Origin of the sequence: Streptomyces sp. WM4235, assembly GCF_001279725.1 — a bacterium.
Classification (GTDB): domain Bacteria; phylum Actinomycetota; class Actinomycetes; order Streptomycetales; family Streptomycetaceae; genus Streptomyces.
Map to the genome: position 1 here is coordinate 1 of NZ_LGDE01000051.1, position 8,992 is coordinate 8,992.

The following is an 8,992-nucleotide window of genomic DNA, read 5'->3' on the forward strand; positions in this document are numbered from 1 at the left end:
CCGAGCCCCCCTGCCCCCTGTCTTCCCCGCTTCGCCCGGCCGTCCCGCTACGCCCGGCTGACGTCGTACACGCCCGGCACGTCCCTCATCGCCCGCATCAGGGCCGGGAGCCCCGTCGCGTCGGGCAGTTGCAGGGTGTAGGAGTGCCGGACCCGCTGTTCGACGGGCGGTTCCACGGTCGCGGAGACCACCTCGACCCCCTCGCGGGCGATTGCCTCGGTCAGGTCGGCCAGGAGGTGTGGGCGGCCGAACGATTCGGCGAGCAGGGTCACGCGGCAGTCCGCGGTGGCCCGCCAGTGCACGGCGACCGAGGTACGGCCGACGGCGCGCATCTGGGCCACGGCCGGGCAGTGGACGCGGTGCACGGTGACGGCCCCGCCGCGTACGACGAACCCGGCGACGGCGTCCGGCGGTACGGGGGTGCAACAGCCGGCCAGGCGCACGGGCGCGTCCGGCAGGTCGGCGACGGCGTTCGCCCCGCCACCGCGCGCCCCGACGACGGAGAGCGGGGCCCGGGCCGCGGTGGTGGTGGCGGCCGCGGAGTCGGGGTGGGTCTGGAGCCAGCCGCTGATGGCGATGCGGGCGGCCGGGGTCTTGGCGTGGTCGAGCCAGTCGGCGGCGGGCCCGGAGGCGGCGTCGTGCGAGAGCAGGAGTTGAACGGTGTCCCCGTCGGACAGCCGGGACGAGAGGGAGGTGAGGCGCCCGTTGACGCGGGCGCCGATACAGCTGTGCGCCGCCTCCCCGTACTGGGCGTAGGCGGCGTCGATACAGCTCGCCCCGCCCGGCAGGCCCAGCGTCCCGCCGTCGGCCCTGAAGACGGTGATCTCGCGGTCTTGGGCCAGTTCGGCGCGCAGCACCGTCCAGAAGGTGTCGGGGTCGGGTGCGGACTGCTGCCAGTCGAGCAGTCGGGACAACCAGCCGGGTCTCGTCGGGTCGACCCGCTCCTCGTCGCCCTCGGCCGCTTCGGCCGGCGGGGTGGTGTACGGATTGCCGAGCGCGACCACTCCGGCCTCCGCGACGCGGTGCATCTGCCGGGTGCGGACGATGACCTCGGCGACGTACCCCTCGGAGGTGGCGACGGCCGTGTGCAGCGACTGGTAGAGGTTGAACTTCGGGGAGGCGATGAAGTCCTTGAACTCCGAGACCACCGGGGTGAAACAGGTGTGGAGTTCACCGAGGACCGCGTAGCAGTCGGCGTTCTCGCCGACGAGGATGAGGACCCGGCCGAAGTCGGAGCCGCGCAGTTCGCCCCGCTTGCGGGAGATGCGGTGCACGGACACGAAGTGGCGGGGGCGGACCACGACCTCGGCGGCGATGCCGGCGTCGCGCAGGACGCCGCGCACGGAGTCCGCGATGCCGGGCAGCGGGTCGCGTTCTCCGGCGTGGGCCGCGATGAGCGCGCGGGTCTCCTCGTACTCCTCGGGGTGCAGGATCGCGAAGACGAGGTCTTCCAGCTCGGTCTTGAGGGCCTGTACGCCGAGTCGTTCGGCGAGGGGGATGAGGACGTCGCGGGTGACCTTGGCGATGCGCGCCTGTTTGTCGGGGCGCATCACGCCGAGGGTGCGCATGTTGTGCAGTCGGTCGGCGAGTTTGATGGACATGACGCGGACGTCGTTGCCGGTGGCGACGAGCATCTTGCGGAAGGTCTCGGGTTCGGCGGCGGCGCCGTAGTCGATCTTCTCGACCTTGGTGACGCCGTCCACGATGAAGCAGACCTCGTCGCCGAACTCCTCGCGCACCTGATCGAGGGTCACGTCCGTGTCCTCGACGGTGTCGTGGAGGAGGGACGCCGTCAACGTCGTTGTCTCCGCGCCGAGTTCCGCGAGGATCAGGGTGACGGCGAGCGGATGTGTGATGTACGGCTCACCACTTTTTCGCATTTGGCCGCGGTGAGAGGTCTCCGCGAGCAGATATGCGCGTCGCAGAATGGACAGATCGGCGTCCGGATGGTGGGCACGATGCGCTTCCGCCACGTGTCCGATGGCGTCCGGAAGGCGGTCCCGGGACGTGGGCCCGAGCAGCGCCGCGCGCCCGAGCCGGCGCAGATCCAGCCTGCTCCGGCCCCGTCTACGCAGCTCAGGGCGCGCTTCGGGGTGTGCTTCGGGGTTCGTGGCCTCTGCACTCATGGGCACCTCCGGCGGCTTCGACCGGCGGTGGTGGGCATGGGGTGAGCCCTCAGGGCCGGTGCCTGATGTTACCGACCCCACCACGTGGCGCAGTCCACCTCTCGCTCAGCGTGAAACGGATCACCCATTGGAGGGAACCTTCACGCGAAAGCCGTTTCGGTGAGCCAGGTCGAATCGAGCTCGCCCTCGGCCACGATGACGGCCGGTCCGGTCATGTCGATCTGCCCGTCGGGGTGCTCGGTGATGACGAGTCGTCCGCCGGGGAGGTCGACGGTGTACGTGACCGGTTCGCCGGTCACGGCCGGGTCGACGCCGTCGCGTCGAATGGCCGCCACGGCGACGGCGCAGGCGCCGGTGCCGCAGGAGCGGGTCTCGCCGGAGCCGCGCTCGTGGACGCGCATCGCGACGTGCCGCGGGCCCCGGTCGACGACGAACTCGACGTTGACTCCGGTCGGGTACGCGGACGCGGGGCTGAACGGCGGGGCGGTGTGGAGGTTTCCGGCGTCGTCGAGGCTGTCGACGAAGGCCACCGCGTGCGGGTTGCCCATGTTCACGTTCCGCGCGGGCCACGAGCGCTCGCCGACGGAGACGGTGACGTCGCCGACGGGCAGTTCGGCGCGGCCCATGGAGACCGTGACGTCGCCGCTCTTGTCGAGGTGGACGCGCTTGACGCCGCCCCGGGTGGCGACGGCGAGGTCGCCGGGCTCGACGTGGCCGGCGTGCAGGAGGTAGCGGGCGAAGACCCGTACGCCGTTGCCGCACATCTCGGCGACGGATCCGTCGCTGTTGCGGTAGTCCATGAACCACTCGGCCTCGTCGGCCAGGTGCGCCGTGTCGGGGTGGGCGGCGGACCGCACGACGTGCAGCACACCGTCGGCCCCGATGCCCGCTCGCCGGTCGCACAGTGCGGCGACGGCGGTCGCGGGCAGGTCGATGGCGTTGTCCGGGTCGGGGACGATCACGAAGTCGTTCTCGGTCCCGTGGCCCTTGAGGAAGGAGAGGGTGCGGTGCGTCACCAGGTCATCGTACCTTCGGGGCCCGTTTCGCCCTCCGGGCGGACGCCCGGTGTGCGCGGAGCGCGGGCACGGCGGGAAGGGCGCGCGGGCCTGCTCAGCGCAGGCGCGCGACCCGGTACACGGCCAGGGACACCAGGGCGAGGGCCATCACCGTGTACAGGGCGGCCATGCGCCAGTCGGGGCGGCGGCCGCTGCCGCGGGGCGGCAGTCCGGGCCAGGAGTGGCCGACGCGGCGCGCGGCCATCATGGCCCATCCGCCGGCGCAGCAGCTGATGAGGAAGCCCAGCATGGCGACCACGGCTCCGCCGTCGCCGAACTCGAAGGCGAGGGGGAAGGCGAACATCAGGGATCCGGCGGCGGCGAGCATCACGATGGGCGCGATCTGCCAGATGCGCAGGCGGCGCTGCGGCCTCAGTTCGACCTCGAACTCGGGGCCCGAGGCGTCCAGGGCGGCGATGTCCGGGGCGTCGGGGCCGTCTGGGGTCAGCCGCGCCGGGTCGGCGGGCAGGCCGAGGGCGTCCGGGCCGTCCGACCCGATCGGCTCCGCGATCCCGTTGTGAAGCATCGGGTCCGCTTCCCGTCTGGTGTCGTCCCGCCCGGTGTCACGGGGGCCGGCCTCCATAGCCACGCGCCCTCCCCACTCGGACTTCGTACGCCGCTGTTCAGAAGTTTGATGATGGCACGCCCCCGGCCCCGGTACGGGCGCACGGGGCGTCCCGATGCCATCACGTGATCAGGCTGTGACCGCTCGTTCGACCAACGACTGCGCGAGTCCGGCGAGTTCCCCGCGGTCCGCGAGGGCGCCGCTCAGCCAGTGCACGCGCGGGTCGCGCCGGAACCACGAGTCCTGTCGGCGGGCGAACCGCTTGGTGGCCCGGACCGTCTCGGCCCGCGCCTCGTCCTCGGTGCACGCGCCCGCGAGGGCGGACAACACCTGCTGGTAGCCGAGTGCGCGGGAGGCGGTGATCCCGTCGCGCAGGCCCCGGGCCTCCAGGTCGCGGACCTCGTCCACGAGCCCGGCCTCCCACATCCGGTCGACCCGCAGCGCGATCCGTTCGTCGAGTTCCGGCCGGCCCACGTCCACGCCGATCTGGACGGTGTCGTAGACGGACTCGTGGCCGGGCAGGTTCGCGGTGTACGGGCGCCCGGTGATCTCGATGACCTCCAGGGCGCGGACGATCCGGCGGCCGTTGCTGGGGAGGATCGCCTGGGCGGCGATCGGGTCGGCGGCGGCGAGCCGGGCGTGCAGGGCGCCGGGGCCGCGCAGGGTGGCCTCCTCCTCCAGGCGGGCCCGTACCTCGGGGTCGGTGCCGGGGAACTCCATCGCGTCGAGCGCGCCGCGGACGTACAGCCCGGAGCCGCCGACGAGGACGGGCGTCCGGCCCTGCACGAGGAGTCGGTCGATCTCGGCGCGGGCGAGGCGCTGGTACTCGGCGACGCTCGCGGTCTCGGTGACGTCCCAGACGTCGAGGAGGTGGTGCGGGACCCCGCCGCGTTCCTCCTGCGTCAGCTTCGCGGTGCCGATGTCCATCCCCCGGTAGAGCTGCATGGAGTCGGCGTTGACGACCTCGCCGTCGAAATGGCGGGCCAGGGCGACGCCCAAGTCGGACTTTCCGGCCGCGGTGGGACCGACGACGGCGATGACCCGCGGGGCGGGGGCTGGATTCCTCACCGACACAGTCTCGCAAACCCGGCGGCCGGTACCCGATCGAGCTACGTGACGGGGCGTGGTCGGAGTCGTTGCCCTGGCGAGGTTCCGGCCCGGCGTGTACCCGGCGGAGGCCGTTTCGGCCACGGCGGAACTTCATTCGCACGAGTAACGTTACGGGAGTAGACATGGGCGTTTTCAGCCGGTTTTTTGGCCGTAAGGAGCAGGGTTCGACCGATGAGGTCGCGTCCGCCGACCTGACGGCCGCGTCCGAGGAAGCGACGGGCGAGGCGACTGGGGTGGAGGCTCCGGCGGCGACGGCCGCGGAGATTCCGCAGCAGAAGTCCGCGGAGGCTTCCCTGGACAGCGAGGCCGGCGAGGGCGCCCGTACGTAGCCATCGCCAATGAAGGGTGATCCATGGGCCTGCTGGACAATCTGAAGGCCAAGCTCGCTCCGGCCAAGGACAAGGTCGGCGACCTCGCGCAGCAGCACGAGGGAAAGATCTCCGTCGGTCTGGAGAAGGTCGCGAAGGCCGTGGACTCCAAGACCAAGGGCAAGTACAGCGGCCAGATCACGAGCGGGACGGGCAAGGCGAAGGACGCCCTGGGCAAGATCGCGCACAAGGACGCACCCGGCGGGCCGACGCCGCCGGCGACTTCCTGACGTGGTCGCCGGAAAGGGGCGCGTGGGTTCGATGAACCCCGCGCCCCTTTCTCGTGCCCGGACGCGGGGGTCCGGGTGCCTGCCTCGGCTGTGTCAGGACCAGGCGGCGACGAAGTAGCCGACCCCGTACGGGGCGTCCTCGTACAGCAGCCTGCCGTCGAGGCCCGCGTCCTCGGCCGCGCCCGCCAGGACCTGCCAGGGAGCACGCCCGGCGGCCTTGAGTTCGTGCGCGAGGTCCGCGTCCAGGGCGGCCAGCGCGGCGGTGTCGGCGGATCCGAGGGCGCGGGCGGCGGCCGCGTCGAAGCCGGCGGCCCGCTCGTCGAGGTAGCCGGGGGCCTTGAGCGTGCGACAGGCGCTGCCGTCGCCCATCACGAGCAGGGCGACGCGCGCGTCGCGGGCGGCGAGGTCCCGCCCCGCGCGCAGGCACTGTTCGGCTTCGAGCGGTTCCCCGACCCCGAGCCCTTCCACGGGGGCGGCGCCCCAGCGGGCGCGGCGCAACAGCCAGGCGCCGACGGCCAGTGAGGTCGGCAGCAGGCGCGGTCCCTCTTCGCCGTCACCGAGCTGTACGTCGAGTTCCACGCCGTATCCGCGGAAGGTGCCCCGGGATCCCTGGGGATAGGGCCCGCGGTGGTCCTGGTCGGCGGCGCCGACGACGACCAGGAGGTCGGGTCGGGAGGCGGCGAGCACGGCGAGCGCGTCGGAACAGGCGGTGCGGGCGTCGCCCAGTTCGGCGGCGGCGCCCGCGGCGACCTCCGGCACGAGGAGCGGCGGGGCGGGACAGACGGCGGCGGCTACGAGCATGATCCGCAGCCTAGCCGTCGCCTGCCCGGGCCGTACGGCTCCGCCGGCGAACGGGTCCGCGGGGGTGCGGCGTCCGCGGAGGGTCGGCGTCCGCGGAGGTGCGGCGTCCGCGGGTCCACGGTCCGGCCCGTCGGGGCCGGACCGCAGGAGCGACCGCGCGTCAGGCGGACGCCGGGGCCGCGCAGCCCGAGGTGGCGGCCGGGAGGGGGGCCGGGACTCCGAGGGTGGGGATGCCGAGCATGACGCCCGCCGGTTGCGCCGGGGCCGCGTTGCGCTTCTCCCAGGCATCGCCCGCGCGGGTCCTGCGCACGGCCGACGTCGGGCCCTCGGCCAGCAGGTGGTGCGGGGCCGCGTACGTGATGTCCACGGTCACCACGTCACCCGGGCGCACGTCCTCGTCCGGCTTGGCGAAGTGGACGAGGCGGTTGTCGGGGGCGCGGCCGGACAGACGGTGGGTGGCACCGTCCTTGCGGCCCTCGCCCTCCGCGACCATCACCTCCAGGGTGCGGCCCACCTGCTTCTTGTTCTCCTCCCAGGAGATCTCCTCCTGGAGGGCGACCAGGCGCATGTAGCGCTCCTGGACGACTTCCTTGGGGATCTGCCCGTCCATGTCGGCGGCCGGGGTGCCGGGGCGCTTGGAGTACTGGAAGGTGAACGCGTTCGCGAAGCGGGCCTCGCGCACGGCGTGCATCGTCTGCTGGAAGTCCTCCTCGGTCTCGCCGGGGAAGCCCACGATGATGTCGGTGGAGATCGCCGCGTGCGGGATGGCGGCCCGGACCTTCTCGATGATGCCGAGGAAGCGCTCCTGGCGGTACGAGCGGCGCATCGCCTTGAGGATGGTGTCCGATCCGGACTGCATCGGCATGTGGAGCTGCGGCATCACGTTCGGGGTCTCGGCCATGGCCGCGATCACGTCGTCGGTGAAGTCGCGCGGGTGCGGCGAGGTGAAGCGGACCCGCTCCAGGCCCTCGATCTGCCCGCAGGCGCGCAGCAGCTTGCTGAAGGCCTCGCGGTCCCCCAGGTCGGAGCCGTACGCGTTGACGTTCTGGCCGAGCAGGGTGATCTCGGAGACTCCCTCGGCGACCAGGGCCTCGACCTCGGCGAGGATGTCGCCCGGGCGACGGTCCTCCTCCTTGCCGCGCAGCGCCGGGACGATGCAGAAGGTGCAGGTGTTGTTGCAGCCGACGGAGATGGACACCCAGGCGGCGTACGCGGACTCGCGGCGGGTCGGCAGCGTCGAGGGGAAGGCCTCCAGCGACTCGGCGATCTCGACCTGCGCCTCCTCCTGGACGCGGGCGCGCTCCAGGAGGACGGGGAGCTTGCCGATGTTGTGCGTGCCGAAGACGACGTCGACCCAGGGGGCACGCTTGACGATCGTGTCGCGGTCCTTCTGGGCCAGGCAGCCACCGACGGCGATCTGCATGCCGGGGCGCCGGGTCTTCATCGGGGCGAGCCGGCCGAGGTTGCCGTACAGCTTGTTGTCGGCGTTCTCGCGGACGGCGCAGGTGTTGAACACGACGACGTCGGCGTCGCCGTCGGAACCCTCGGGCGCACGCGTGTACCCCGCGCCCTCCAGCAGACCGGAAAGCCGCTCGGAGTCGTGCACGTTCATCTGGCACCCGTAGGTGCGCACCTCGTAAGTTCCCTTGACGTCCACTGCCGTGCTCCGGTCGCTGCTGCTGGTCATGCGACAAGGGTAGGCGGTACCGGGGAGCCCTCCGCGCCCCCGTGCAGTCGCCCGGCGGGCAGCCGGCGGCCGAAGAGGACGAGCAGCAGTTCCCGCGCGGTGCCGTGGACGGGGCTTCCGGTGCCCCGGGACCAGTCGAGGTCGTCGGCGACGAGTCGGATGCCGGTCAGGTCCACGCCGAAGAACCGCAGGCCGCGCGGGGTGACGGCGTCGAGGAGGAGGCGCAGCCGGTCCTCGGGGACCCGGCGGGGGTGGTCGAGGGCGATCGTGATGTCGAGGCCGTGGACCACGTCGTGGGCGAGGGCCCCGGTGGGTCCGGCGGCCGGGGGCCTCCAGGGGTGGTGGGCGTGGTCACGGAGCAGGGCGGCGAGTTCGGCGGGGGCGAGGGACGCGGCGTCTCGGCGCGCGGCGCGGTCGGTCATCCGGTCCAGGCTGCCGCGTGCCGTGACCAGCTCGACGGCGAACCGGGGCAGCGAGTACCGGAAGCCCAGCGACATGTGGGCGGCGACCTCGCGGACCCGCCAGCCCGCGCAGAGGCTCGGGGCGTCCCACTGGTCGGGGGTGAGGGAGTCGAGCAGGTCGGCCAGTTCTCGGCGTTCGGCGGCGGTCGCGGCGGCGATGTCGGTCATGGGTCCAGGGTGGGTCGGGCTCCTGCCATAAGTCCAAGCCTGGGTTCTTATGCTCCCTAGAATGCGCGGTTATGGAACTGGCCCAGCTTCGGTACTTCGTGACGGTCGTCGAGGAGGGCGGCTTCACGCGGGCGGGCGTCCGGCTGCACGTGTCCCAGCCGGGGGTGAGCGCGCAGGTCCGGCTGTTGGAGCGGGAGCTGGGGGTGCGGCTGCTCGATCGTTCCGGACGGCGGGTGACGCCGACCGAGGCGGGGACGGCGTTGCTGTCGTACGCGCGGGCCGCGCTGGCGGCGGTGGAGGGGATGCGGCGCACGGCCGACGAGATCTCGGGGCTGCTGCGGGGGCGGGTCGCGGTCGGGTTGATCCCGGGGGCGGCCGGGGCGGTGGTGGCGGGGCTGGACGGGGGGGGGGGGCTCGGGGA

At 72.8% G+C, this 8,992-nt stretch carries 10 protein-coding genes; 3 read left to right on the forward strand and 7 right to left on the reverse strand.

The window, feature by feature from the left end:
* Positions 1–47: 47 nt before the first annotated feature.
* From ADK55_RS06645 to miaA, 4 genes are all read right to left on the reverse strand, one after another.
* The gene (locus ADK55_RS06645; RefSeq protein WP_053676528.1) at positions 48–2,126 is read right to left on the reverse strand and encodes a RelA/SpoT family protein; all 2,079 of its coding nucleotides are present in this window, start codon (positions 2,124–2,126) and stop codon (positions 48–50) included.
* Positions 2,127–2,266: 140 nt separating this feature from the next.
* Entirely contained in the window at positions 2,267–3,142 is an 876-nt protein-coding gene (gene dapF, locus ADK55_RS06650) for a diaminopimelate epimerase (RefSeq protein ID WP_053676529.1), read from the reverse strand.
* A gap of 94 nt (positions 3,143–3,236) precedes the next feature.
* Positions 3,237–3,764, reverse strand: coding sequence for a hypothetical protein (locus tag ADK55_RS06655; protein ID WP_199826459.1), 528 nt, complete (start codon positions 3,762–3,764; stop codon positions 3,237–3,239).
* Positions 3,765–3,875: 111 nt separating this feature from the next.
* Positions 3,876–4,814 carry a tRNA (adenosine(37)-N6)-dimethylallyltransferase MiaA gene (gene miaA, locus ADK55_RS06660; protein WP_053676531.1) on the reverse strand — a complete coding sequence of 313 codons (939 nt, stop codon included), beginning with the start codon at positions 4,812–4,814 and terminating at the stop codon, positions 3,876–3,878.
* A 164-nt stretch (positions 4,815–4,978) separates the two neighbouring features.
* Between miaA and ADK55_RS06665 the strand changes: the two genes are divergently transcribed.
* Positions 4,979–5,185: a hypothetical protein gene (locus tag ADK55_RS06665; RefSeq protein ID WP_053676532.1), complete on the forward strand. Its 207-nt coding sequence runs from the start codon at positions 4,979–4,981 to the stop codon at positions 5,183–5,185.
* Positions 5,186–5,208: 23 nt separating this feature from the next.
* On the forward strand, positions 5,209–5,454 hold the full coding sequence (locus ADK55_RS06670) for an antitoxin (RefSeq protein ID WP_053676533.1): 246 nt from the start codon (positions 5,209–5,211) through the stop codon (positions 5,452–5,454).
* 93 nt (positions 5,455–5,547) lie between these two features.
* On the opposite strand, the gene ADK55_RS06675 is transcribed toward ADK55_RS06670, so the two are convergent.
* From ADK55_RS06675 to ADK55_RS06685, 3 genes are all read right to left on the reverse strand, one after another.
* Entirely contained in the window at positions 5,548–6,255 is a 708-nt protein-coding gene (locus ADK55_RS06675; protein ID WP_053676534.1) for a class III extradiol dioxygenase subunit B-like domain-containing protein, read from the reverse strand.
* 160 nt (positions 6,256–6,415) lie between these two features.
* On the reverse strand, positions 6,416–7,942 hold the full coding sequence (gene miaB, locus ADK55_RS06680; RefSeq protein WP_053676535.1) for a tRNA (N6-isopentenyl adenosine(37)-C2)-methylthiotransferase MiaB: 1,527 nt from the start codon (positions 7,940–7,942) through the stop codon (positions 6,416–6,418).
* Positions 7,939–8,571, reverse strand: coding sequence for a maleylpyruvate isomerase family mycothiol-dependent enzyme (locus tag ADK55_RS06685; RefSeq protein ID WP_053676536.1), 633 nt, complete (start codon positions 8,569–8,571; stop codon positions 7,939–7,941). Before ADK55_RS06685 ends, miaB begins: the two co-directional genes overlap by 4 nt.
* A 71-nt stretch (positions 8,572–8,642) precedes the next feature.
* On the opposite strand from ADK55_RS06685, the gene ADK55_RS06690 reads away from it, so the two are divergent.
* Positions 8,643–8,992: LysR family transcriptional regulator (locus ADK55_RS06690; RefSeq protein ID WP_159041295.1), on the forward strand; the 350-nt coding region annotated here is incomplete at its 3' end.

Bases quoted from the DNA above. Each gene is read 5' to 3' on its own strand.
- ADK55_RS06645 (WP_053676528.1), bottom strand. From the start codon at position 2,126: ATGAGTGCAGAGGCCACGAACCCCGAAGCACACCCCGAAGCGCGCCCT.
- ADK55_RS06655 (WP_199826459.1), bottom strand. From the start codon at position 3,764: ATGGAGGCCGGCCCCCGTGACACCGGGCGGGACGACACCAGACGGGAA.
- ADK55_RS06665 (WP_053676532.1), top strand. From the start codon at position 4,979: ATGGGCGTTTTCAGCCGGTTTTTTGGCCGTAAGGAGCAGGGTTCGACC.
- ADK55_RS06670 (WP_053676533.1), top strand. From the start codon at position 5,209: ATGGGCCTGCTGGACAATCTGAAGGCCAAGCTCGCTCCGGCCAAGGAC.
- ADK55_RS06675 (WP_053676534.1), bottom strand. From the start codon at position 6,255: ATGCTCGTAGCCGCCGCCGTCTGTCCCGCCCCGCCGCTCCTCGTGCCG.
- miaB (WP_053676535.1), bottom strand. From the start codon at position 7,942: ATGACCAGCAGCAGCGACCGGAGCACGGCAGTGGACGTCAAGGGAACT.
- ADK55_RS06685 (WP_053676536.1), bottom strand. From the start codon at position 8,571: ATGACCGACATCGCCGCCGCGACCGCCGCCGAACGCCGAGAACTGGCC.